Origin of the sequence: Nocardia sp. NPDC060249 (assembly GCF_042728755.1) — a bacterium.
Lineage (GTDB): Bacteria > Actinomycetota > Actinomycetes > Mycobacteriales > Mycobacteriaceae > Nocardia.
On record NZ_JBHXAQ010000006.1, the window covers coordinates 382,776 to 405,206 of the forward strand.

The 22,431-nt window shown below is 68.0% G+C and carries 23 protein-coding genes; 4 read left to right on the forward strand and 19 right to left on the reverse strand.

The annotated features are described in order from the left end of the window. The first annotated feature begins 67 nt into the window (after window positions 1-67). Window positions 68-2,863, forward strand: a complete 2,796-nt coding sequence (gene secA, locus ACFWFP_RS23420; protein WP_379298299.1) for a preprotein translocase subunit SecA — start codon at window positions 68-70, stop codon at window positions 2,861-2,863. 81 nt (window positions 2,864-2,944) lie between these two features. Here the strand turns inward: secA and ACFWFP_RS23425 are convergent, their stop codons facing one another. The 3 genes from ACFWFP_RS23425 to ACFWFP_RS23435 form a co-directional block, all read right to left on the reverse strand. Continuing rightward, entirely contained in the window at window positions 2,945-3,268 is a 324-nt protein-coding gene (locus ACFWFP_RS23425; protein ID WP_378916768.1) for a hypothetical protein, read from the reverse strand. Further along, complete coding sequence (locus tag ACFWFP_RS23430) at window positions 3,265-3,543, reverse strand: hypothetical protein (protein WP_056813016.1); 279 nt, start codon at window positions 3,541-3,543, stop codon at window positions 3,265-3,267. Before ACFWFP_RS23430 ends, ACFWFP_RS23425 begins: the two co-directional genes overlap by 4 nt. A gap of 110 nt (window positions 3,544-3,653) precedes the next feature. Next, window positions 3,654-4,334 carry a DUF4352 domain-containing protein gene (locus ACFWFP_RS23435; protein ID WP_379298302.1) on the reverse strand — a complete coding sequence of 227 codons (681 nt, stop codon included), beginning with the start codon at window positions 4,332-4,334 and terminating at the stop codon, window positions 3,654-3,656. Window positions 4,335-4,567: 233 nt separating this feature from the next. Between ACFWFP_RS23435 and ACFWFP_RS23440 the strand changes: the two genes are divergently transcribed. Next, window positions 4,568-5,848 (forward strand): hypothetical protein, encoded by a 1,281-nt coding sequence (locus ACFWFP_RS23440; RefSeq protein WP_379298304.1) that lies wholly within the window; start codon window positions 4,568-4,570, stop codon window positions 5,846-5,848. Window positions 5,849-5,928: 80 nt separating this feature from the next. Here the strand turns inward: ACFWFP_RS23440 and ACFWFP_RS23445 are convergent, their stop codons facing one another. Genes ACFWFP_RS23445 through ACFWFP_RS23470 form a run of 6 tightly spaced genes read right to left on the reverse strand, consistent with a single transcriptional unit; the run spans window position 5,929 to window position 11,524 of the window. After that, window positions 5,929-7,443 (reverse strand): class I adenylate-forming enzyme family protein, encoded by a 1,515-nt coding sequence (locus ACFWFP_RS23445; protein ID WP_379298306.1) that lies wholly within the window; start codon window positions 7,441-7,443, stop codon window positions 5,929-5,931. Beyond that, window positions 7,440-8,192 carry a glycosyltransferase family 2 protein gene (locus ACFWFP_RS23450; protein ID WP_379298308.1) on the reverse strand — a complete coding sequence of 251 codons (753 nt, stop codon included), beginning with the start codon at window positions 8,190-8,192 and terminating at the stop codon, window positions 7,440-7,442. Before ACFWFP_RS23450 ends, ACFWFP_RS23445 begins: the two co-directional genes overlap by 4 nt. After that, window positions 8,189-9,208, reverse strand: coding sequence for an NAD-dependent epimerase/dehydratase family protein (locus ACFWFP_RS23455; RefSeq protein ID WP_379298310.1), 1,020 nt, complete (start codon window positions 9,206-9,208; stop codon window positions 8,189-8,191). The genes ACFWFP_RS23450 and ACFWFP_RS23455 overlap by 4 nt, the downstream gene beginning before the upstream one ends. Window positions 9,209-9,266: 58 nt before the next feature. Next, on the reverse strand, window positions 9,267-9,626 hold the full coding sequence (locus ACFWFP_RS23460; RefSeq protein ID WP_379298312.1) for a hypothetical protein: 360 nt from the start codon (window positions 9,624-9,626) through the stop codon (window positions 9,267-9,269). After that, a complete protein-coding gene (locus ACFWFP_RS23465; RefSeq protein ID WP_379298314.1) occupies window positions 9,623-10,489 on the reverse strand; it encodes a hypothetical protein in 867 nt (288 codons plus the stop codon). Before ACFWFP_RS23465 ends, ACFWFP_RS23460 begins: the two co-directional genes overlap by 4 nt. Before the next feature lie 6 nt (window positions 10,490-10,495). Then, window positions 10,496-11,524: a 3-oxoacyl-ACP synthase III family protein gene (locus ACFWFP_RS23470; protein ID WP_379298316.1), complete on the reverse strand. Its 1,029-nt coding sequence runs from the start codon at window positions 11,522-11,524 to the stop codon at window positions 10,496-10,498. 181 nt (window positions 11,525-11,705) lie between these two features. Between ACFWFP_RS23470 and ACFWFP_RS23475 the strand changes: the two genes are divergently transcribed. Beyond that, window positions 11,706-12,845 carry a cytochrome P450 gene (locus tag ACFWFP_RS23475; protein WP_379298318.1) on the forward strand — a complete coding sequence of 380 codons (1,140 nt, stop codon included), beginning with the start codon at window positions 11,706-11,708 and terminating at the stop codon, window positions 12,843-12,845. Between the two features lie 47 nt (window positions 12,846-12,892). Here the strand turns inward: ACFWFP_RS23475 and ACFWFP_RS23480 are convergent, their stop codons facing one another. The 7 genes from ACFWFP_RS23480 to ACFWFP_RS23510 all read right to left on the reverse strand — a co-directional run bounded on the left by ACFWFP_RS23480 (window position 12,893) and on the right by ACFWFP_RS23510 (window position 20,392). Beyond that, window positions 12,893-13,612: a hypothetical protein gene (locus ACFWFP_RS23480; RefSeq protein WP_379298320.1), complete on the reverse strand. Its 720-nt coding sequence runs from the start codon at window positions 13,610-13,612 to the stop codon at window positions 12,893-12,895. A 212-nt stretch (window positions 13,613-13,824) separates the two neighbouring features. After that, the gene (locus ACFWFP_RS23485) at window positions 13,825-15,222 is read right to left on the reverse strand and encodes an FAD-binding protein (protein WP_379298322.1); all 1,398 of its coding nucleotides are present in this window, start codon (window positions 15,220-15,222) and stop codon (window positions 13,825-13,827) included. 52 nt (window positions 15,223-15,274) lie between these two features. Then, window positions 15,275-15,916 (reverse strand): ABC transporter ATP-binding protein, encoded by a 642-nt coding sequence (locus ACFWFP_RS23490; RefSeq protein ID WP_379298324.1) that lies wholly within the window; start codon window positions 15,914-15,916, stop codon window positions 15,275-15,277. Beyond that, window positions 15,916-16,842, reverse strand: a complete 927-nt coding sequence (locus ACFWFP_RS23495) for an ATP-binding cassette domain-containing protein (protein WP_379298326.1) — start codon at window positions 16,840-16,842, stop codon at window positions 15,916-15,918. The genes ACFWFP_RS23490 and ACFWFP_RS23495 overlap by 1 nt, the downstream gene beginning before the upstream one ends. Before the next feature lie 76 nt (window positions 16,843-16,918). Next, the gene (locus tag ACFWFP_RS23500; RefSeq protein WP_379298328.1) at window positions 16,919-17,824 is read right to left on the reverse strand and encodes an ABC transporter permease; all 906 of its coding nucleotides are present in this window, start codon (window positions 17,822-17,824) and stop codon (window positions 16,919-16,921) included. After that, window positions 17,817-18,809 (reverse strand): ABC transporter permease, encoded by a 993-nt coding sequence (locus ACFWFP_RS23505; RefSeq protein ID WP_379298373.1) that lies wholly within the window; start codon window positions 18,807-18,809, stop codon window positions 17,817-17,819. The genes ACFWFP_RS23500 and ACFWFP_RS23505 overlap by 8 nt, the downstream gene beginning before the upstream one ends. Continuing rightward, window positions 18,809-20,392: an ABC transporter substrate-binding protein gene (locus ACFWFP_RS23510; protein WP_379298330.1), complete on the reverse strand. Its 1,584-nt coding sequence runs from the start codon at window positions 20,390-20,392 to the stop codon at window positions 18,809-18,811. Before ACFWFP_RS23510 ends, ACFWFP_RS23505 begins: the two co-directional genes overlap by 1 nt. A 93-nt stretch (window positions 20,393-20,485) precedes the next feature. Between ACFWFP_RS23510 and ACFWFP_RS23515 the strand changes: the two genes are divergently transcribed. Next, the gene (locus ACFWFP_RS23515) at window positions 20,486-20,818 is read left to right on the forward strand and encodes an ArsR/SmtB family transcription factor (RefSeq protein WP_378632642.1); all 333 of its coding nucleotides are present in this window, start codon (window positions 20,486-20,488) and stop codon (window positions 20,816-20,818) included. 87 nt (window positions 20,819-20,905) lie between these two features. On the opposite strand, the gene ACFWFP_RS23520 is transcribed toward ACFWFP_RS23515, so the two are convergent. The 3 genes from ACFWFP_RS23520 to ACFWFP_RS23530 form a co-directional block, all read right to left on the reverse strand. After that, window positions 20,906-21,214: an antibiotic biosynthesis monooxygenase family protein gene (locus ACFWFP_RS23520; protein WP_379298332.1), complete on the reverse strand. Its 309-nt coding sequence runs from the start codon at window positions 21,212-21,214 to the stop codon at window positions 20,906-20,908. 17 nt (window positions 21,215-21,231) lie between these two features. Further along, window positions 21,232-21,678, reverse strand: a complete 447-nt coding sequence (locus ACFWFP_RS23525) for a hypothetical protein (RefSeq protein WP_379298334.1) — start codon at window positions 21,676-21,678, stop codon at window positions 21,232-21,234. Between the two features lie 73 nt (window positions 21,679-21,751). Then, a complete protein-coding gene (locus tag ACFWFP_RS23530) occupies window positions 21,752-22,174 on the reverse strand; it encodes a MarR family winged helix-turn-helix transcriptional regulator (protein WP_379298336.1) in 423 nt (140 codons plus the stop codon). Window positions 22,175-22,431: the final 257 nt, after the last annotated feature.

The window sequence follows — 22,431 nt, forward strand, 5'->3', positions numbered from 1 at the left end:
GGGTACGGTGGTCTGCGGACTACCATCGCCGTTGAACACAACTCCGACCAGAGGACTGACGAGACCCGTGCCTGCGCTGACACTGACGAGGTTGCTACGGATTGGTGAAGGTCGCATGGTCAAGCGGCTCTCGAACCTCGCCGATGAGGTCATCGCGTACGGCGACGAGATCGAAGCGCTGACCGACGACGAGCTGCGTGCCAAGACCGACGAGTTCCGCCAGCGCTACGCGGACGGGGAAACCCTCGACGACCTGCTGCTCGAGGCCTTCGCCGTGGCCCGTGAGGCATCGTGGCGAGTGCTGAATCAGAAGCACTACAAGGTCCAGATCATGGGCGGCGCCTCGCTGCACCTCGGCAATATCTCGGAGATGAAGACCGGTGAGGGCAAGACGCTCACCTGTGTACTCCCCGCGTACCTCAACGCCATCTCCGGCGACGGCGTGCACGTGGTCACGGTCAACGACTACCTCGCCAAGCGCGACTCCGAGTGGATGGGCCGTGTGCACCGTTTCCTCGGCTTCGAGGTCGGCGTGATCCTGGGCGGTATGACTCCGGCCGAGCGTCGAGTGGCCTACGCCGCCGACATCACCTACGGCACGAACAACGAGTTCGGCTTCGATTACCTGCGCGACAACATGACCCACTCGCTGGACGATCTCGTCCAGCGTGGTCACAACTTCGCCGTGGTCGACGAGGTCGACTCGATCCTCATCGACGAGGCCCGCACCCCGCTGATCATCTCGGGCCCGGCCGACGCCTCCTCGAAGTGGTACGCCGAGTTCGCGCGCATCGCGCCGCTGCTGAAGAAGGATGTCCACTACGAGGTCGACATCAAGAAGCGCACCGTCGGTGTCCACGAGCAGGGCGTGGAGTTCGTCGAGGATCAGCTCGGCATCGACAACCTCTACGAAGCCGCGAACTCGCCCCTGGTGAGCTACCTGAACAACGCCATCAAGGCCAAGGAGCTCTACCAGCGCGACAAGGACTACATCGTCCGCGACGGTGAAGTGATCATCGTCGACGAGTTCACCGGCCGCATCCTGGTCGGCCGCCGCTACAACGAGGGCATGCACCAGGCGATCGAGGCCAAGGAGAAGGTCGAGATCCAGCCGGAGAACCAGACCCTGGCCACGATCACCCTGCAGAACTACTTCCGCCTCTACAACCGGCTCTCCGGCATGACCGGTACCGCCGAGACCGAGGCCGCCGAGCTGCACTCGATCTACAACCTCGGTGTGGTCCCGATCCCGACGAACAAGCCGATGGTCCGTAAGGACCAGGCCGACCTGATCTACAAGTCGGAAGAAGCCAAGTTCGCCGCGGTCGTCGACGACGTCACCGAGCGGCACGAGAAAGGCCAGCCGGTCCTGATCGGTACCACCAGCGTCGAGCGCTCGGAGTACCTGTCCAAGCAGTTCACCAAACGCGGTGTGGCGCACTCGGTGCTGAACGCGAAGTTCCACGAGCAGGAAGCCCAGATCATCGCCGAGGCCGGTCGCCCCGGCGCGGTCACCGTGGCCACCAATATGGCCGGTCGTGGTACCGACATCGTGCTCGGCGGCAACGCCGACATCATCGCCGACATCCTGCTGCGCAAGCAGGGCCTCGACCCGGTGAACACCCCCGACGAGTACGAGGCCGCCTGGCACTCCGCGCTCGAGCAGGTGAAGAAGCAGACCGAGGACGATGCCGAGACGGTCCGTGAAGCGGGTGGTCTCTACGTGCTCGGCACCGAGCGGCACGAGTCGCGTCGTATCGACAACCAGTTGCGTGGTCGTTCCGGCCGTCAGGGCGACCCGGGTGAGTCCCGCTTCTACCTGTCGCTGGGCGACGAGCTGATGCGCCGGTTCAACGGTGCCGCGCTCGAGTCGATCATGACCCGGCTGAACCTGCCCGACGATGTGCCGATCGAGGCGAAGATGGTCTCCAAGGCCATCAAGAGCGCCCAGACCCAGGTCGAGCAGCAGAACTTCGAGATCCGCAAGAACGTTCTGAAGTACGACGAGGTCATGAACCAGCAGCGCACCGTCATCTACGGCGAGCGCAACCAGATCCTGCGTGGCGAGGACATGGAGGGTCAGGTTCAGAACATGATCACCGACGTGACCACCGCCTACGTCGACGGTGCCACCGCCGAGGGCTATGTCGAGGACTGGGATCTGGACAAGCTCTGGACCGCTCTCAAGACGCTCTACCCGGTGACCCTGGACCACAAGGAACTCACCGGCGAGACCGCCACCGGCGACGCGGGCGAACTCACCCGCGACGAACTCCGCGAGGCCCTTCTCGACGACGCCCACACCGCCTACGAGAAGCGCGAACAGGAGATCGACGGCCTCGCGGGCGAAGGCGCCATGCGCAACCTGGAACGTCAGGTGCTGCTCTCGGTCCTCGACCGCAAGTGGCGCGAACACCTCTACGAGATGGATTACCTCAAGGAGGGCATCGGCCTGCGCGCCATGGCCCAGCGCGATCCGCTGGTCGAGTACCAGCGCGAGGGTTTCGACATGTTCGCCGCCATGCTGGAAGGGCTGAAGGAGGAGTCCGTCGGCTTCCTCTTCAACCTCCAGGTAGAGGTCCAGCAGCCCCAGCCCGAAGGCGTCTCGGTCGACAAGGGCCTGCGCTCCCCGGTCGGTACCCGGCCGCAGGACACTCCCGCGGAGACCCAGGCCCCGCCTGCCCTGCGCGCCAAGGGAATCGGCGACCAGGCCCCCCGAGCCATGAACTACTCGGGCCCCGCCGAAGACGGCCGCGCCGAATCCCGTTCCGACGCCCAGGAATACGGCGGCCAGCAGCAGTCCGGCACCCGCCGTGAACGCCGCGAAGCCGCCCGCGATTCGAAGGGCAAGCGCCGCCGCTGAGGTGAGTTGGCTGATCAAGACGACCGAAGCCCCCGCTTTCCGCGCGGGCTTCGGTCGTCTGTGCGTCTACCGGTCCGGGCGTCAGCTCGCCCGATGAATCGGGTGGACTCGGGAGAGGGCGCGTTTGGCTTCGGCCAGGGAGATCATCTGGTCTTCGTCTTCGATTTCGGCGACGGCCGCTTCGGCCCATTCGCGCAGGAGGGTGGAGACACCTACCCGGCGTTCGTCGGCGAGGGATTTCAGGCGGCTGTGCAGGCCGAGGGGCAGGCGGATCGACGTGGTCACCATGATGTCTTCGTTGACGGGAAGGCGTGGCGGGGCGTCGGTGGGCTCGTCGGAGAAACTCAGCCGATCCATGAAGTCGGCGAGTTCTTCTTTGCTGGACGGAAGTCCTGGCTCGCTCATGATCGGGTCTCACTTTCCCACTGCTCGAATTGCGCCAGTTCCTCGGCGCGCATCGTGCGTGCGCCGATGATCACCCACGTCCAGTCCTCCCGCTGTCGCATCACCACGATCAACGGGCGGCCCGCTGTGGTGCGCCCCCACACCGTCAGGACGGTCACCTGGCCGTCGAAGGCCGGGCGTGGCCACCGTCGTGACGCTGCGAGGACCTGCCGAACCTCGCTGGGTTCGATGCCGATCAGGTGAGCGATCGCCCAATCAGGCCACTCGAAACCCATAAGTCCATAATACGCATGTAGTACGGCTGGTGGAAGTGCGGGCAACGCGAGATCGCCCCCACCCGCGCCGGAATACGGCGGGGTAGGGGCGATCGGGTCTCGCGAGTGAACTATTTCAGCGCGACGCGCACTCCGTTGGAGAACGCCGAATCGTGGAACACGATCGCCGCCGGTTGGGTCCCGGTCGGCACATCGAAGGCGATGACCACCGATTTCTTGTTGCCGGGATTGATCTGGACGGCCAGGTCCGAGTTGACCGCGACCTCGGCCATGGTGTCGTTGGCGTATTCCTTACCCGCGGTGTCGATCAGCTTCTGGTTGTCGCCGAAATACGACTGAGCCTCGCTGCCGATATTGGTGACGTCGACGTGGACGAGGATGTATTCACCCTGCGCGGTCTGCTGGCTGAACTCGTTGTCACCCACGGTTGCTACCGGCGGATCCACCTCGGTGACCACAAAGGCGAATTTGCCGTCTCGAACTTCGGAACCGGCAGGCGCGGCCGAGGAGGCTTTGGCGCTGTTCTCGTTGATCTCGTCGCCCGCCTTGTTGAAGACGGCGACGCATCCGCCGCAGATCACCAGGATCAACGCGAGCACGGCGAGCAGGACCCACAACCACACTTTGCGCTTCTTCTCGGGCGGCTGTGGCGGATACGGTTGTCCGCCGTAGTTCGGCTGACCGCCATACGGCTGACCACCGTAGGGCTGACCGGCGTAGGGCTGACCGCCATACGGCGGCTGGTTGCCAGAGTTCGGTTGTCCCTGGGGCGGTTCCTGCGGATTCGACAAGCTAGTCCTCCCGATTCGGCGGTCGTCCACCGTGCGGAATTCGTTCGGCGGATTCCAGCCGAATTCTGGCAGCGCCGCTCCGGCCGTCGCCGGTGTTCGCGGGATCGGCCGGTTCTGAACAGCAGATATAGGGGTTACGCATACCGAGAGACGGTTTATGGCCGTGGTTGCCAACAAGTTCCGGCTCGGTCACCGGCGCACGAGGCGGCCCGCTCACGCCGTACGCTCGAATAATGGGCAACGAGGTCGCGCGGCCGCTGTCGGCGGCGGAGCGGTGGTTCTGGCTCGTCGACCAGTTGTCGCCGGCGAATTGCGTGGTCCGATTGCGGGTGCGTGGCCCGATCGGGCCCTACCGTCTCGAAGCGGCGACCGACGCGCTGATCGCGGAGTTTCCGCTGCTGCGGGCAACGGTTGTCGAGGGCCCTCGTTTCACCCCGTCCGCCGACCCGCACCTACCGGTCCTGCACCGGCTCGTCGAAGACCCCGACGAATGGCGCGCGATCTTCGACGAGCAGTTGGCCGAACCCATCGACCTCGCGACGGCACCCGGACGTCTCATCGATTTGTCGTGGCGCCCAGGCACTTCCGAGGAACACCACGACCTGATCCTGGTGTTGTCCCATGTGCTGCTCGACGGCCGCTCGATGACGTCGCTGGGCTGGCGAATCCTCGCTTACGCCTTCGGGTCTCCCGTTCCTGCCGCCTCACGCCCGCCGATCCCGGCTCCCGACGACCTCATCCCACCCGCGCACACCCGTCTCCTGCGCTGCCTGCGCACCAACTTCACCGGCCAACTCGCCGCCATGGCCCGCCGCCCGACCGGCCTGCCCGGCACCGCGCCACCGCTCCCGATCCGCCGCACCCGCACCGTGATCCGCACGATCGAGGGTGACGCCCTGGCCGACCTGCGCGCCCGCTGCCACGAGCACGGGGTCACCGTCAACGCCGCGCTGGTTGCCGCGCTGGCGAATGCCCTCGGTGAACTCGCCCCCCGATCCTCCGGCGTCGCGGGCATCGGCCTTCCGGTCGATGTCCGCTCGCGCCTCGACCCGCCCCCGGCCGACGACGAGCCCGGCATGTTCACGGCGGTGGTCCCCGCCTTTGTTCCCTACGGCCCGGCCCACTCTGTCTGGGACGCGGCGCGCGTGGCGAAAACCCAACTGAACCGGCGGCTGCTGAAGAACAGCGACCTGACCGCGCTCGCCGCGATCCGCTACGGTTGCCCCCGATCCCTCGAATCCGGCAGGCGCACCATCGAACTCATCGATCGCCGTGCCCCGTGGAATGTCACCCTGAGCAACCTGGGTCGCCTCGTCCCACCGGAAACCCCTGATACCCTGCGTATCTCAGCGGTGACCGTAGCGGGCACCAACTCGTGCGCCAGCGCCCTCACCGTCGCGGTCGCCACCTTCGGCACCACGATGTCGATCACCTTCTGCTACGTCGACGCCATGCTCCCGTCGGCGAAGATCGAATTGCTCGCCGACCGCACCATCGGGTCCGTCGTCGGCTGAGCCGCTCGCGCGTTCGGTCCTGCGCGGCGGGCGCTCGAGCGGCCGTCGATCGGCTCGCACCTTGTGCGGTAGCACGTGGTCTAGGCGAGCAATCCGCGCACCAGTTCGCGCAGCGCGGCCCTGTCGGGTTTGTTCGTCCGTCCACTGACCGGAATTCGGTCCACCGCCACGATGTCGTCGGGCACGGCTGTGGTGTCGATGACCTGCGGCAGCCGTGCGCGAAGACGCGCCACGACGTCCCCGGACTCCGGATCGGTGACGACGGCGAGCACGATCCGCTCATCGCCGATCTCATCCGGCAGGCCCACCATGATCGCCTCGCGCACGCCGTCGATGGCGGTGATCACCGGCTCGTACAACCCCGGGTAGATGTTGGTCTTTCCCCGGATCATCATGTCCTTCTTGCGTCCGGTGAGGACGAGTTCCGTTCCGTCCCACCGGGCGAGATCCCCGGTCGCGATCTCGGTCAGCGGCTCGGCGCCGAGATACCCGCGGCACAGGTTCGGACCCGACAGCACGAGTTCCCCGTCGTCGGCGATCCGTGCCCGCACGCCCCGCACCGGAGCGCCGAGCAGATCCCCGTCGTGCGCGAGCTTGGCGGTGCCGGTCGCGACCGCGACCGGCAGGATCTCCGTCATGCCGTAGATCGCGAGAAACTCGGTGCCGGGCAACGACTTCCGTGCCCGGCGAAGCAGTGCGGACGTGACCGGTGCGCCACCGAGGGCCACTTGACGTAGATTCGGCGGGGCCTCGAGGTCGCCGGCTTCGATCGCGTCGAGCGCGACAGCGAGGTCGGCCGGGGTGTAGAACGCGTGCGTCGCGCTCCGCAGATTCCGCGTGAATCGGACGGGATCGATCTGTGTCCCGAACCGGGGGTAGCGCGGCATCGCCCACCGCGCCCCCGCCATCAATGCCGGCAGCCCCATCATGAGCTGCTCGGTGTGCAGGAACGCGCCGGGCGCGAGGCTGGTGTTTCCGCCCATCGCGGCGAGTCCCGCGCTCAGCGAAGCACGCGTGTGCACAACGGCTTTCGGATCATCGGTCGTCCCCGAGGTGAAGACGATCAACGCCGCCGCATCGGGATCCGCGTTAGGCAGAGCGGTCTCGCGTGCGTCACCGGTGAACCGCCGCAACGGAATCGACCCGAACGGCGTACCGGGCAACCACACTCCGCTGTGAACATGGCGAACGTCGAGCGCGCCGAAGCGCGGCAGTTCCAGCCCCTTCTTTCGCCCGAATCCGGCCAGTGGACCACTCACCGCATACAGCAGTGATTCCGTTGCGGCCCACGCTGGTTCGACCTGGCCGACCCGGGTGGCGAAGAGCTCCGGCCCGACGCCGGGGTCGACGAACACGATCGTCCCGCCCGCTGCGATCACGCCGAAGATCAACATCACCGACGGCACACTCGGCCGGATCGAGAACAGCATGCGATCGCCCGGCGCGAACCCCGCCTCACCGAGATTGTGTGCCACCCTGCCGAGGGAATCCACCAGTTCCCGATAGGTGAGCGCACGTTTGCCGACCGTGCCGAGCGCCGACGCCTCCGGAATCCGGTCGGCCTGCGCGGCAAGGCGGGCGAGAAAGTCGGTCACCGGATATCGACCACGTCGGGCCGATACCGATGATCGGCGTACCAGGCCAGCGTCTTGCGAATACCCCAGGCGCGCACTCGCCGATTCGAGCCGTGCACCCGCACATCACGGCGCAGACCGTAGTCGGTGGTGATCGTGCGCACCGCGTTGACCAGCGCCCGGTCCTCGTGCAGATCCTCGATCGCAGTGCGTGGGAATCCGCCTGCGGCGACATACAATTCGGCGGTGATGGCCATGTTGCACCCCGGCGTCATCACATACGGTCCGAGATATTTCGGATCCCGATTGCCCGAGCGCACCTTGCCGAACGCCGACGCCACTTCCAATGCCACCCGAATGATCGTGCGGTCGATCCAGGAAACGCCTTCGTCGGTGCGTGGAATCAGCTGACCGCTGACCAGCCGCAGCCCGGAGCCGAACCCCGCCTTGATCCGCTGTGTCCAGTCGGGGGCGGGCAGGCAGTCGGCGTCGGTGCGCGCGAGGTAGGTGGCGCCCCGGGAAATCGCGTAGCGCATCCCGGTGTCGGCGGCGGCGCCGGTGCCCTTCTGCTGCTCGTCGATCACCACGATGCGCGGCAGCGGATGGGCGGCGGCGAAGTTCCGTACCACCTCGACGGTGCGGTCGGTGGAGTTGTTGTCGACCACGACAACCGTGAAATCCGTGTCCTGTTGCGCTGCGATGGCATCCAGGGTCGCGCCGATGCCGCGTTCCTCGTCGAAGGCGGGAATCACCACCCACAGGTCGCTCACGCGTCCTCCAGCAGCCGGTCCAGTCCGCCGACCTGGTCGACCCAGCGGTGGAAGTTGTCCAGGCCGGTCGTGAACGGCACATCCGGTCGGTAGCCCAGTTCCCGGGAGGCGCGGGAGATGTCATAGGTCGCCGAACGGGTGACGAGGGCGACCGCGTACCGCGACAGCGGGGGAGTCCACCGTTGCGCGACCGCCGGTATCCGCCACAGTGTTTCGATCGCCGCCAGGGCCCCGCCGAGCACCGGCGCGGGCACCCGCACGCGCGGTCCGGCCAACGAGAACCGTGCGGCCACCGCATCCAGGGTCGCCCACACCGGCACCGGCTCCGTGTCGGCGATGAAATACGCACGCCCACCGACTTTCTCGGCCGTCAGCGCGAGAGCGACGGCTTCGACGAGGTGGTCGATGTAGCACAGCGAAGCCAGGACATCGCGCCCGCCGGACAGATCCGGCAGCCGCCCCGCCCGCAACTTCGCCAGCATCTGCACGATCGGCCCGTGCCGGTCGCCGGGTCCCCACACCGCCCGCGGTCGCAACGAACAGGTCGTGAACTCCGGTGTATCGGCCGCCAGCACCAATTGCTCGGCAACAGCCTTGGTTTCGCAATAGCTGTTCAGATATCGCGCGGGGTAGGGCATGGTCTCGTCGATCCCCACCTGATCCCCGCCATCGGGCGCCATCAACGCGCTCGGACTTCCGATGAACACGAACCGTCGCACTCCGGCCGCCGCGGCTTCCTGCATCAGCCGATCGGTACCGGCCACGTTCACCGCGAAAAACTCGGCGGGCCTGCCGAATTCACCGAGCAGGGCCGCTGTGTGCACGACCGCGCGTACCCCGGCCACCGCCGCGGCCAGCGAACCCGCGTCCGCGAGATCGGCCACCGCCACCTCGGCACCGGACGGCGCCGACGCCGGATTCCGAACCATCGCCCGAACCGGCACCCCACGCGCCACCAGCCCGCGCACGATCGCGCCGCCGACGAACCCGCTCGCACCGGTCACCAGCACTGTCATCGCGCTACGCTGTCCCGTCGACGATGTCGCGAGCCGCGGCCGGACGGTGCCGCCTCGGTCACTGTTCGCCCTCGCCCAGCGTCTTCCACCAGGTAGCCCCGAGCAGCATGGTCATCACGGCCGCCCGACGACCCGAGATCCCCCGTTCGGCGGCCACTTTCCGGGCCGCCGGAATCTGCGCGGCGTGCACCCCGACGCTCAGCACCACATCGATCCAGAACGCCACCCGCAACCACCGGGCCCGGAACGGCCGCACGACGCCGACGATCAGGAACAGCCAGCCGATCACCGGAATCGACCGCAGGGCCAGCACCGTTCCCGAGCTGGGCACCGCGATCGACGTGTCGGCCGCCGCGCGATGGCGACCATGTCGCGGCGCGTTCACCGGATCCGGAACAACATGCAGAGACCGTGTCACCGCACACCAACCCCTCGATAGGTCACTGCCGCCGCGGTGGGTCCACCATCGGCGGCGACGAACAGCAACGGTCGCTCGGCCAGTCCCGCTGCACGTGCCGCCACGAACGCGGCGGTCAACGCGGACGTGTGCGCGTCTGCGGCGAAGTCGTCGGTCACCACCGCGCCCACGCCGAGCTGGGCTGCCAATTCGCCGGCGAAATCCGCCGTCGGCTTACCGCACAGCAGCACCACCTGTCCGGCGTCGATACCGTCCGCCGCCAGCGCTTCTCGCGCCGCGACAGCGGCGTGCTCGACGAGTTCGGCTGTCCCGGCGAGCAATTCCACTGTCAGCGAGGATCGCCCCTCGGCTCCCATCGCGGACAGCTTCACGTACCCCTGCGGGTCGGGCAGTACGTCACCAGCGCTCACATGGACTCCGCCGAAACCCGCGGCTTCGGCGGAATTCTCGAGGACGAAAGCCGCCCCGACCGGCTCGAACGCGAACTCCACATCGGCCAGACCCGACGGATGCGCGTCACCTGACACGACAACCACGTGCCCTGTGGGCAGATCCGCCAGCAGCGACGCGGCCACCCCGATCGCGTTCACCACCCCGCAGGCGCCGTTCATCAGGTCGAACGACAAACACGGCACGTCACCGCGCCGATAGTCCAACCCGATCCCCGCGGCCTGCTGGATCAGCGCCGCGACCGCCGGTTCCACGAGGTTCGCATCGCGATAGACCCCCACGTTGATCAGTGCGTCGACCTGCTCCGGCGGACAACCGGCTCCCGTCAACGCCTCGCGCGCGGCGTCGGCCGCCTGGCCCACCGAGCTGACTCCGCCGCTGCGCGTCACTGCCGAAGAAATGATGATTCCCATACTGTCCTATACCCGCAGATCACCGATTGTCACCGACAAGAATCCGGCGACCACCCCGGAAGCCGCCGGTACCAGCAGTACTTTCGACCCCGGCGCGATCAGTCCCCGCCGCAGCGCGTCGTGCAACACCACGAAATGTGAGGTCGAGGCGGTGTTGCCGTATCTGTCCAGCACCGCGAGGCCCGGCGGCATCGCCGCGTCGAATTCGCGCTCGGCGATCTTGTTGATCAATTCCACGGCGGGGCCGCTGAATTGGTGGTGGATCAGGTAGTCGTAGCCCTCCTCGGCGAAGCTGGACCCGCGGGCGGCCAGGAACTCCAGCTGCCGCGAGGTCCACAGCAGGTACCGGGATTCGTTGTGCATCGCCCGATTGTCGGTGTAGAGCGCGACTCCCGGCCCCTGATCGCTGGGCATGCCGAGGCACAGCTTCGCGAAAGCGGCACTGGTGTTGAGTTCCACGTAGTCGAGGCCAGGCCCGTCGGTGCCGTCGAGCACCACGGCCGCGCCGGCGTCGCCGACAGTCAGCGAGGCGAACTGCGGGTCGTACTTCTGCGAGATCTCCCGCACCGCGGTATCGGCGATCGGCGTGATGCACTCCCCGGATACCACCATGCCGCGCCGTGCCGCGCCGGATCGAATCATCCTGTCCAGCAGGAGAACTCCGGTCATCATCCCGGCACACGCGTTGGACACGTCGAAGTGGATCGCCCGGTTCGCCCCGAGCGCGGTGCGCAGCATCAGGGCGAACGACGGTTCCAGGCAGAAGTCCTCACCGCGGGTCCGGGTGATCGAGCAGGAGATGATCACGTCCAGGTCGGTGGCGTCGTAGCGCGAATTGTCCAGTGCGCTGCGGGCGGCGGCCAGGGCGAGGGTGAACGAGTCCTCGGATTCGCCGCGCACCCTGCGCGCCGTGACTCCGCTGACCTTCTCCAGATCCAGCGGCGCGTCGACGGCCAGCTGAGCCAGCAACTGCGCCGTCGTCACTTCTCTGGTCGGCAGATACGCGCCGACGGCTTCGATTGTCGAACTCACCATCTTGTTCACTTCCAGATATCGCGTGATGCACAGATCACCACCAGCGCATCTCGCCGATCCTAGCCACAGACCTTCACTAATCGGGCCGACTCGATTAGATTCTGCCGGGGTGTGGAGCTCTGCCCGACGCCATGAACTAACCTTACTCGCCGCTGGTCAACCCTGGTTGCCTGGATTATTGGTGCTGGGACGGTTCGCGCGGCCGATCCGCAAGGTTCCCCGACTCGGCTGGTTCGTCGCCGATCCCCGGGTGGCGCGCCAGATCTACAACGACAGCACCCATTTCAGCATCGTGTCCGAGGGCGCGGCCGGGCACTGGTGGGCACAGGTCATCGGCGACTGGGTCGATGATCTGTTCGAAGGTCCAGGCCACACCGACCTGCGGACCAAGGTGCGAGACCTGTTCACCCTCAGCCACACCGATGCGCTGGTCGAGCGCGTGATCGGCCCCGACCTGCGTGACCTGCGGGAACGGCTCGCGGCGGGGCAGACCGTCGACATCGCCGCCCGCGCGCAGATCCTGGTCGGCCGCAGCGTCTCCGACCTGGTCGGCATGCGCCCCGAAGACATCGCCGCGGCCATCGGCGGCGACTACACCGACGATCAGGACGCGCTGTTCCTTCGCCTGTTCCATCATGTCGAAGAGCTGGTCAACCTGGGTTTCGGCACGATGGCCTCGACCACGCTGGACCCGGTGGCGCTGGCCCGCGCCCGTGAGCTGGCCACCCAGCTCGCCGTCAACGTGCCCGACGCGTACGCCCGCGCCGATCCCGACACCACCCTCGGCCGCTGCCGCGAACTGGGCCTCGACGTGGAGCACGCGGGTGGCCTGGCGATCCTGATGGCCGTCGCGGGCACCGACACGCTCGCCAGCGCCATGACCAGAATGGTCGCGATCATGCACGACACCGACCAGCACCGCGCCCTGCTCGCCGCTCCCGACCGCCTCCCCGACGCGGTCCGCGAGACCCTGCGCGTCACGAGCCCGGCCTACCTCGTCGGCCGCTCGGTCACCGCGGACGTCCGGGTCGCCGACCGCGACCTGCGCGCGGGCGAACACGTCAAGATCCTCACCTGGACCATCAACAACGCCGCGGGCGAGTTCCGCGTCGACCGGGACTACAACCCCGAAACCCGCCAGCTCTGGTTCGGCGGCGGGCGCCACCTGTGCCTGGGCGCCCAGCTCGTCCACTCCGAACTCACCGCGCTACTCGAAGCCTTGACCGCGGCCGGTCGCCCGTGGGAAATCATCGAACGCCGCTATCGCAGAAAGGTTTTCATCCCCACCTACGAGACGCTGCGTATCCGCCTCGCGCGCTGAACAGCACAACGGCCCCGTCCGGGTGGGCGGGGCCGTCGCTACTGCCGCTACTGGTTTTCGGGCGCGTTGATCCGGTTGTGGAAGCCGATGCCGATGGCGATCGCGGCGGGGACGCCGGTGAGCACCAGGCCCGCGGCCGCACCCAGCGGGATGCCGACGGCGGCACCGGCGAGGCAGCCCGCGAGGCCGGTGGCGCCGCCGAGGGCGAGCACCGGGACGCCGAGGACCAGGCCGCCGACGCCGCCGATGGCGCAGCCCGCGAGGCCACCGGTGAGGGTGCCGACGAGGGTGCCGATGGCGGTGATGATGCCGAACTGGGTGGCTGCGGCGCCGACGGCGTCGTCGAAGGCGTCCTGCCGGACGACGTCCTTCAGCAGGGTCGACGGGCGGGCCGAGGCCGCGTCGGTGCGCGGGGTCAGGGTGGCGCGGGTGCCGTCGATGGCGGCGTCGATCGGGTACTCGAGGTCGTCGATCGTGTAGGCGAGCGGCAGCGCGGCGACGATGTTGCCCTGGTTGTCGCGCACCTGGAACTGGTTGTTCTCGGTGGTGAGCGAGCCCGCGTCGGTCTCGACGACGACCGCGTCGCCCTCGATGCCGGTCTTCCAGTTGATGCCGGGCAGTACCTGGTTCACGCCCTGGTTCACGCCGTCGAGGAAGGCCGCTACGGGCGCGGGCGCAGGCGCCGGTGCGGCGTGCGACGTGCCGGTGGCAACGCCGAGCGCGGCGATGACGAGTGCGGAGGTTGCGGCAACCTTGCTGATGTTCATGAATGCAGTCTTTCCCTCAATGGCGATGCTCCCTGGGGAGCGCAGGCCCTCGATCGAGCACCCATGATCAAGTGTCCAACTGTTTGTTGCTGAAATGTAACTTAAAAAGTCTTAAGAGTTCAAAACGGACAGTGATGTGCGTCATTGCCGGTGAATTCGATTAGCTGTTAACAGCTTTCACTCGCCATTCACCCGTCGTGATCTGAAGCACATCAATGACGAAGTCCTGTCACCAGGTGCAACCGCCGTGCGAGGTCGGAGGCGAATACCCGATCCGGGTCGACGCGGTCCCTGACCCGACGCCATTCGTCGAGCCGCGGATACATCGTCGCGATCATCTCCGGTGTGGTCCGGGATTCCTTCGCGAGGTACAGGCGTCCGCCCGCCGCCCGCACCCGCTCGTCGAGGTCGACGCAGAACCGGTCGAGTCCGCTGGTGAGCGCGAAGTCCAAGCTCAGCATGTATCCGGGATGCGGCCACGACAGCGGCGCCGGGTTGCTCGCTCCCATCCGCTTGAAGACGTTGAGGAACGAGTGGTGCCCCGATTCGGCGATGGTGCGCACTGCGTCGGCCAGCTGTTGCTCGGCCCCGAACGGCATCGAGAACTGATACTGCAAGAACCCGCGCTTGCCGTATGCCCGATTCCACTCACCGAGCAGGTCGAGCGGGTGATAGAACTGCGTCAGATTCTGGACGCGGCCACGCGCCCGCCGGGGAAACAGGCGATGAGCGGCCTCGGCGGCGATCCGGGTTGTCACCGAATTGACCATGCCGTTCGGAAAGATATCAGGCACTGTGAACAATTGTGGGGCATCGAAATTCAAGGGTTTGCTACGCAATCTCGATGGCAACTGATCGAGAGTGGCCAGCGAGCCCCGGCTGAATCCGGCCCGCCCGAGTTTCGCGCCGGTGGAAATGGTGTCCGGCACCGCCATCGAATAGTCGTACCCATCGTCGGAACCGCCGGTCAGCAATTCCATCGTCTCGTCGAGATCGCGCGTGCGGTCGTTGTCGACGAGGAAATACGCGGTCTCGGTGTGCTTCAACCGAACTCGCGCGCCGACGACGATGCCGGTGAGCCCCATCCCGCCGACTGTTGCCCAGAACAGCTCCGAGTCAGGCCCCTCCGGCGTCAGGGTGCGCACCGAGCCGTCGGCGGTCAGCAGATCCATCGACACCACATGATTGCCGAAGCTGCCCTGCGAATGATGGTTCTTGCCATGGATATCCGCCCCGATCGCCCCACCGACCGTCACCTGCCGGGTACCCGGAAGCACCGGGACCCACAGCCCGAACGGCAGCGCCGCCCGCATGAGCGTGTCCAGGCTGATGCCCGCGTCGACCTCGACGATCCCGCTGTCGGGATCGATGCTCTGGATCCGGTCCAGCGCGGTCATGTCGACCACCAGCCCGCCCGCGTTCTGCGCCGGATCCCCGTAACTACGTCCGAGCCCGCGCGCGATCACCCCGCGCGGCCCCGCGGTCCGCACCCGCTCGGCGATCACCGCGATGTCGGGGGTGCGCAGCACTTCGGCGACGGTCGGTGCGGTGCGGGCCCAACCGCTGAGGCTGCGGCACGCGCTGACTGGGTTCGGTGGCGTGAATGTCACAGGGGCTCACGCTAAAACCGGTTCCTGTGCGCAGCCTGAGGTAATCGTGGGGTTATTGGGGAGATGCTTGTCGTGGGGTGAGTGTGCCTTCGTGCATCGTGGCGATGCGGGTGCAGGCGGCCTCGAGGAGGGGCTCGTCGTGGCTGATCAGGAGGACGCCGAGGTTGTCTTCGGCGCGGGTCATGACCAGGCGGATGACGGTGGCGGTGGTGGCTGCGTCGAGCATGGCGGTGGCTTCGTCGAGGATGAGGTAGCGGGGGTTCTGGGCGAGGGCGCGGGCCAGGCAGGCGCGTTGGAGCTGGCCGTCGCTGAGGGCGTGGGGGCGGCGGTCGAGGAGATCGGGGGTGAGACCGACGGTGGCGGCCAGCGCGGTGAGATCGGGGACCGTGGTGCGGCGGATGCGGGCGGGTTCGGCGATGATCTGGGCGACGGTGAAATGGGGATTGGTTGCGGCACGCGGGGATTGAAAGACCATGGCGAGGGTGCCGCGAGCCCGGCGGGGCGCCTGTCCGTCGACGGTGACGGTGCCGGAGGTGGGCGTCAGCAGCCCGGCCATGGTTCGCGCGAGCGTGGTTTTCCCCGATCCCGAGTCGCCGGTGATCCCGACGATCTCGCCCGGGGCGATCCGCAGGTCGACCCCGCGGATGACGGGTCGCGAGCCGTAGCCCGCGGTCGTGGAGTCGGCGATCAGCATCAGGACCTCCGTCGGCGAATCATGCGCGGCAGCTGGGGGATCAACTGCGTCGGGCCACCCGCGTAGGGGCAGATCTCGGACAGATTCGTCAGCGATCGCGGGGGATGGGGGAGCGGGTGCAGTCCGCGTTCGGGCAGGGCGGCGAGCAGGTCGCGGGTGTAGTCGTGCCACGGATCGTCGAGCACGTGCGCACCGGGGCCGACCTCCATCAGGCGTGACGCGTACATCACCGCGACAGTGTCGGCGATGCCCGCGCGGATCAGATGCCCGAGATCGTGCGTGATCAGCAGGACCGCGGCACCATCATCGGCGCACTCGCGCAACAGTTTTGCGATCTGGTCGGTGCGTGCGCGATCGAGTCCGGACGTGGGTTCGTCGGCGATGATCACCTCGGGGTCACCCGCCAAGGCGGCCGCTACGGCTGCCCGCTGGGCCATGCCGCCCGAGAGTTCGTGCGGAAACAGGTCGAGCGCGGCGGCGGAGAGCCCGGCGCGCTCGACGAGGTCGGCGGGGGTGTGCGCGGTGCCGAGCGCGGTGATCGTCTCCGCGAGTTGGGATCCGACGGTCCGTACGGGGGAGAAGTAGGTGCTCGGGGACTGGGGAACCAGGGCGATGTGGCGGCCGCGATACGGCAGGTGGCCGGCGAGGATGTCGAGAGGTTCGGGGGCCGGGTCCGCACCGCCGAGTCGCAGGCGAACGGACCCGGTGGTGATGGCCTCGCGTGGCAGCACACCCATCACGGCACTGGCGACAATCGACTTCCCGCAACCGGATTCGCCGACGAGCGCGGTGATCGCGCCGGCCGCGATGTCGAGAGACAGGTCGGTCACCGCGTGCACCACGGCACCGCGACTTACCGGAATGCGGACGGTCAGCGCGTCGATGGACAGGCAGGTATCCGACTCGTGAGATCTCGCGCTGTTCATGTGGCCTCCTGTGCGGTCGCCGCAGCGCGACGTCGGCCATGGCATTCCGGCACCGGCGAGTCCCGCCGTGCTCGGTTCATCGCGGCATCCGTGCGGGTTTCGGTGGGGCCAGCAACCCGCGCAGTGACGATCCCGCGACAGCGACCGCCACCGTCGTCAGCACCAGGAATCCAGCGGGGAAAACCAGCGTCCACCACCCGCCCAGCAGCAGCGACGTGCGGGCCTCCTCCAGCAGCGTGCCCAGGCTCGGTTCGTGCGGCGGCAGTCCGAACCCGAGGAACGACAAGGTCGACTCGTGCCAAATCGCATGCGGGAGAAGCAGCACCACCGCGATCAACGCCTGCGGAGCGACGGCGGGCAGCAGATGCTTGACCAGCAGGTGAGTGCGACTCGCGCCCGCGAGCACTGCGGCGCAGACGTATTCGCGCTCGCGCAGACTCAAGCTCTCCGCCCGCACGATCCGCGCCACCTGCACCCAGTGCGTGAGCCCTATCGACAACACCACCGCCAGCGCGTTCCCCCGGAACAGCGCCACGATCACGATCCCGAGCAGCAGATGCGGCAGCGCGTTCGCGGTATCGGCGCAGCGCATGATCACCCGATCCACCCACCCACCGGCCAGCGCGGAGACCGCACCGACCAGCACTCCGATCACCGTCGACACCGCGGCCGCACACGCCGCGACCACCAGTGAGGTCCGCAAGGCCGCCGCGATGCGCACGAACAGCGACCGCCCGGCCGAGTCGGTCCCGAACCACCACTGCCCGGACGGCGCCTGCCGCGCGCTCGCGAAGTCGGTCAGCCGATCGTCGACCCCCCCGATCCACGGCACGATCACCGCGTACAGCACCACCGCGACCAGTACCGCCAGCGCGACCCACAGCCGCCGCGCACCGCCCGCCGACGCCCAGCCGGCACCGCGCCGCCGCTGGGCAGCTTCGCGCGTGAGGTCGCGAGCGCGCGGGCGATACCGCTCACCCATCGGCGCGCACCCGCGGATCGAGCAGCACCACCGCGACATCGGCGAGCAGCGACCCGAGCATCACCGCGCAGGTCGTACCGACAGTGAGAACGGCCAGCAGTGCCATATCCAGATCTTTCGCCGACTGGACGAACGCGCCCGCGATCCCCGGCCACGAGAAGATCTCCTCCACCAGCACCGCCCCGACCACGACCTCCGGCAGTCGCGCGCCGAGAATCGTCACGAACGGGGCCAGCGAGGCCGGCAGGATGTGCCTGCGGGTGATCGTCGCGGTGTCGATGCCGCGTGTGGCGGCGCCGACCACGAAGTCCTCACCGCGGTTGCCCGACACCGATTCCCGAACCGCCAGCAACAACCACGGCACCTGCGAGACGGCCAACGCGGCGACGGGCAGCACGAGATGTCGCGCCACCTGGCCGACGCCGACCTCGGCCCCGGCGTCGGTGAGCCCGGCGGGCGGCAACCAGCCGAGTCCGACCGCGAACACCCCGATCGCGGCCAGCGACACCACGAACGGCGGCAGCCCCTGCATCACCACACACGACGCGGTGACCAGCCGATCGAGCACCCCACCGCGATGCATACCGGCCCAGACGCCCGCGCCGAGCGCGACGGCGACCGCCACGCTCATCGCGACCACGACCAGCAGTACCGTCCACGGAATCCGGTGGGCGAGCAGGGTACTCACCGGCTGCGCGAACCCGCGGGACACGCCGAGATCGCCGCTGAACAGGTCGCCGATCCAGCGTCCGTACAGCTGGTACCACGAGGCGTCGAGCCCGAGTCGATCTGTGAGCAACGCCCGATCCGCCGCGCTCGTCGTCTCGTAGCGAGCGCCGAGATAGCCGACCAGCGGATCGAACGGCGACACCGCCGCCGCGGCGAAGAGCGCGGCCGACACCGCGGCGAGCACCGGAATCAACGCCACCAATCGCCACCCGACCATCGCCCGGAGGCCGCGTCCGCGAACGCGACTGCGCCCCATCAGCGGGTCCAGGTATGCAGCGACCACCACGGCCCCCAGGTGACGCCGTGCGCGTGCGGCTCGAGAATCGGCCCCGACATCGTCCAGGAAGAATCCTTCACCACATAGGTGTGATCCAGATGCACCAGGAAGACGTAGCTCGGATCCTGGGCGTACCGGCTCTGCACCTCCCGGTACGCGGCGGCGCGCACCGCGGGATCGGTACTGCGCCTGGCGATGTCGAGCTGGGCGTCGATCGCGGGATTCGCGTGCCTGCTCGCATTGTCGTAGGGGCTGCCCGCGCCCGGGTCGAGCAGCGGCGAGTGCAGGGTGTTGTAGGCCTGGGTGTCGGGATCGTAGGGCTCGCTACCGCCGCCGAGCAGGATCGCGGCCTGGTCGATGCGCGGCTCGATCCGATCCCACGACAGTGCCTCGAGATCGACCTCGACGCCCACCCGCCGCGCGTCGGAGGCGAAAGCCAGTGCGAGGTCACGGCGCACCGTGTCGGTGGAGTTGTACATCACGGTGAAGCGCGCGCGCACACCGTCTTTCGCGCGCACGCCGTCGGCGCCGGCCCGCCATCCCGCGGCATCGAGGACCTGCTCGGCACGCCCGCGATCGAAGGCGAAAGAGACTGCCGGGTTGTGGGATTCGCCGTAGACCTCGGCGAAGGGGGTGTAGGCCGGTCGGCCGTAGCCGCCGAGGATGTTGTCGATCATCGCCTGGCGATCCACCGCGTAGTTCAGTGCCAGCCGGACGGCCGGGTCACCGGCGACCGGATCGCGCTCGGGCATCGACACACCGCGCCAATCCGCGGAAGTGTTGGCCTGCACCGACATTGTCCGTTCGAACGTGGCAGCCAGCAGGGGCGGCAGTGACGTTCCGTCGAGTTCACCGCCGGCCATCCGCTGCGCGCGGGTGTTGTCGTCGGGCACGTAGAGCACCGTCAGCCGCTTGACCGAAGGCGCGCCACCCCAATAGCTGTCGTTCGCCTCGAACACCGCCCTTGTCGGCTCCAATGCTGTGAGCCGATAGGGGCCGGTGCCGATCGGGGCGGTATTGAGCGGCGATTCGGTCGCGGGTCCCGGCGTCGCGACGGATTCCGACGGCACGATCCCGATCAGCAGCTTGGTCGGGAACGCGGCATAGGGATGGCGCAGGGTGAACCGCACCGACAGCGGATCGACAGCGTCGACCCGGTCGATCATCGAAAACGACGATCGCACCTCCGAGGCCGACGCCGGATCCAGAATCGCGCGGTAGGTCGCCACCACGTCGGCGGCATCGAACGCGGACCCGTCGCTGAACCGCACACCGGGGCGCAGCGGCGCCGTCCAGACAGTCGCGTCGGCGTCGGGCGTCGGCAATGCCGTTGCCAGGGCGGGCTCGAAACCGGGCATGCCGGTGCCGCCGGTGAGCCGCAGCAATCCGTCGTAGACCTTGGCCTCACCGGCCGCGCCGTACCCCGCGACCGGGTTGTATCCGCCCAGCTCGTACGCATCGGCGAGCACCAGTGAGTCGGTGGACCCGCTGTCGGGTGCTCCGCACGAGGTCAGCACGACCGCCAACGCGGCCCCTACAGCGAACAGCGGCCGAGTGCGCATCCATCATCCCTACATGTTTATCTGAACAGATGAACAGATAATAGTCGCGGGCGGTGCCGTCCTGTCCACTCGGCGATTAAGCTGGGCACCGCCATGGGAGAGCCACGCACACTGCACGGGTCGCCGGTCGAACTCGGCCGTCGCGCGATCGGCGACGTCGAGATCAGGGAATGGGCGCAGCGCTTCGACCTGCTGTCCGACCCCGGTCGCCTGGAAATCCTGCTGTGCCTGCACCGCTCACCCGGCATCAGCGTCGGCGAGCTGGCCGCCGCGGTCGGCCGCAACGAGAACGCGATCTCCCAGGCCCTGCGCGTGCTGCGGCACGAGGGGTGCGTCACCTCGAGCCGCGAAGGTCGATCGGTCACCAACCGGCTCACCGACCCGATCATCCACGAGATTCTCCACACCATCGGCGCCAAGCACTGACGTCGAGAATCCACTCCTCGCGGGATTCGGCCGCGTCGGAACCCCGCCTCGGCAGGCGGTGCTCGACGCGTTGTGAATGCCTGTCGCTCAGCAGAACTCGGCGACCACCTCGTAGAGGGCGGGGTTGGCGCGCGCGACCTGACGCGCCCGGTCGACCGAGGCGACGACCGTCGGGTTGAGGCCGGCGGCCTCGCAGGCCTCGGCGCTGTCCCAGTGCGCGACGTTCACCAGCTGGAATCGCGAATCGGGCAGCAAGGCGCGATGCAGGCGGACATCGCGGAAACCCGGGGCGGTGCGCATGTGCGCGGCCCGTTCGCGCCACTGCGCGACGAATCCCTCGATGTCGTCGGCGGAAACCTCGATCACATTGATGAAAGTGACACCCTGGTCGGTCATGTGGAGCTCCTGTTCGGTCACGCGGCGGATCCGGGACGGACGATCATGAGAACGACCACGGCCGTCCACAGCAGGTTGTAGATACCCGCGAGCATCGACAGCACCCGCAGGCGCTGACCGTCGTCGGGCTTGTCGAGGGCTTCGCGCTGCATCGGAACGATCTGCACGGCGAGCAGCCCGCCCGCCACCGCGGTCGTCACCATCGCGGTGGTGATCCAGATTTCGTTCATCCGGCCCTGGATCGTGGCCAGCACGATGCCGATCACCGGCACGATGATCGCGAGTTTCGCGTAGTTCCCGGTGATCCGGTGCATGGCGGCCGCGACCGGCCTGCTGCGCACCGACTCGGGTTCGGGCCCGCCCACGATCGGCGCGTAGCGGGGAAAAAGACTGGTGGCGACGGCTGAGCCGCCGACGAAGACGATGCCCGCGAGCACATGCACGGACAGCAAGACGTGTTCCAACTACCGACTCCCTCCGACCTTCAATGTGATTGAAGCCTAGCTCGAGCTTCAGTCATATTGAAGGTCGGGTTCGTCACGCCTCGGGTCGAGGGGGAATAGCCCCGGCGAACGCGTCGACGATCGCCGCTCCGACTCGCCGCAGAATCGGATCCGATTCCGCCCCGAACAGCTGAGTGTCCACCCGCGTCACCGCTTTACGCGCCTGCGCGAGCAGCTCCGCGCCCGCCTCCGTCAACTCGATCGCCGACGCCGACCCCGCCCGCGCCGTCCGATCCTGCACCAACCCCGCCCCCACCAGCCCCTTCACCGCGGCGTGCACACTCTGCACGCTCGTCCCCGACATCCGCGCCAGATCACTGAACGAGGCCCCCGGCACCCCATTGATATGCCCGAGCAACCCCAGCCGAGCCACCGTCAGATCCAGCGCCCCCAACTCCGCCCCCAATGCCGCCTCCACCCGCCGTGACAGGGTGATCACCAAAATGCTCGGGCTCATAGCCGGCGGTCCAGGACGCTCGTTCTCGGTGGTCACCCTCTCATTTTCCCGCACGACACCCCGATAGCCGTGTTCCGGGAGTCGTATTCACTCCGCGCACGCGAAACAGCGTCGGGGCCCGCGGGGGGGGGGGGGCCCGGGCCCGGGGGGGGCCGCCGCTCCGCCCGGGGTGCTGCCCCCTGCGCCCCCCCCCCCGGGGCGCCGCCCCGGCGGCCCGGCCGCGCACCGGCCACTTCGTGGCCGCCGCTCCCTAGGGG

Excerpts from the sequence above, each read along its gene's own strand:
- ACFWFP_RS23495 (WP_379298326.1), bottom strand. The coding sequence starts at position 16,842 with ATGAACAGCGCGAGATCTCACGAGTCGGATACCTGCCTGTCCATCGAC.
- ACFWFP_RS23530 (WP_379298336.1), bottom strand. The coding sequence starts at position 22,174 with ATGAGCCCGAGCATTTTGGTGATCACCCTGTCACGGCGGGTGGAGGCG.
- ACFWFP_RS23465 (WP_379298314.1), bottom strand. The coding sequence starts at position 10,489 with ATGGGAATCATCATTTCTTCGGCAGTGACGCGCAGCGGCGGAGTCAGC.
- ACFWFP_RS23490 (WP_379298324.1), bottom strand. The coding sequence starts at position 15,916 with ATGCTGATCGCCGACTCCACGACCGCGGGCTACGGCTCGCGACCCGTC.
- ACFWFP_RS23470 (WP_379298316.1), bottom strand. The coding sequence starts at position 11,524 with ATGGTGAGTTCGACAATCGAAGCCGTCGGCGCGTATCTGCCGACCAGA.
- ACFWFP_RS23500 (WP_379298328.1), bottom strand. The coding sequence starts at position 17,824 with ATGGGTGAGCGGTATCGCCCGCGCGCTCGCGACCTCACGCGCGAAGCT.
- ACFWFP_RS23510 (WP_379298330.1), bottom strand. The coding sequence starts at position 20,392 with ATGCGCACTCGGCCGCTGTTCGCTGTAGGGGCCGCGTTGGCGGTCGTG.
- ACFWFP_RS23440 (WP_379298304.1), top strand. The coding sequence starts at position 4,568 with ATGGGCAACGAGGTCGCGCGGCCGCTGTCGGCGGCGGAGCGGTGGTTC.
- ACFWFP_RS23480 (WP_379298320.1), bottom strand. The coding sequence starts at position 13,612 with ATGAACATCAGCAAGGTTGCCGCAACCTCCGCACTCGTCATCGCCGCG.
- ACFWFP_RS23515 (WP_378632642.1), top strand. The coding sequence starts at position 20,486 with ATGGGAGAGCCACGCACACTGCACGGGTCGCCGGTCGAACTCGGCCGT.
- ACFWFP_RS23455 (WP_379298310.1), bottom strand. The coding sequence starts at position 9,208 with ATGACAGTGCTGGTGACCGGTGCGAGCGGGTTCGTCGGCGGCGCGATC.
- ACFWFP_RS23520 (WP_379298332.1), bottom strand. The coding sequence starts at position 21,214 with ATGACCGACCAGGGTGTCACTTTCATCAATGTGATCGAGGTTTCCGCC.
- ACFWFP_RS23430 (WP_056813016.1), bottom strand. The coding sequence starts at position 3,543 with ATGGGTTTCGAGTGGCCTGATTGGGCGATCGCTCACCTGATCGGCATC.
- ACFWFP_RS23505 (WP_379298373.1), bottom strand. The coding sequence starts at position 18,809 with ATGGGGCGCAGTCGCGTTCGCGGACGCGGCCTCCGGGCGATGGTCGGG.
- ACFWFP_RS23425 (WP_378916768.1), bottom strand. The coding sequence starts at position 3,268 with ATGAGCGAGCCAGGACTTCCGTCCAGCAAAGAAGAACTCGCCGACTTC.